1 pseudogene is annotated in these 264 nt (G+C 43.2%); it reads right to left on the bottom strand.

The features are described 5' to 3' along the window. Positions 1-264 (bottom strand): annotated as a pseudogene (locus tag SB658_RS24705) (hypothetical protein); the annotation flags it as partial.

Below are 264 nucleotides of genomic sequence, written 5' to 3'. Positions count from 1 at the left end.
GATTCGTCACTGTCACCAGAAACGATCATGACTTCTTCTAGGCCTAACTTCCTCTTTAATGTATTTTCCAAAAAGGTTAAGCCTAAAACGTCCTTCATCATTCCTTCAAGCATTTCAAGCAAAGCATGACCTTCAGTCGTCAGCATCATACCGCTCGTTTTGACATCCAGCAGATTTTGTTCTTTTAAGAACTGAACTTCAGCTCTTAAGATGCGTTCACTGAGACCTAGACTCGTCGCAAGGCTTCTGCGGCCGATTGGTTCA

Origin of the sequence: Bacillus sp. SIMBA_008, assembly GCF_046535495.1 — a bacterium.
In the GTDB taxonomy this organism is placed as follows: Bacteria; Bacillota; Bacilli; order Bacillales; family Bacillaceae; genus Bacillus; species Bacillus subtilis.
The sequence above is the reverse complement of the archived record's forward strand: the minus strand, read 5'-3'. Positions and strand labels throughout refer to the sequence as shown.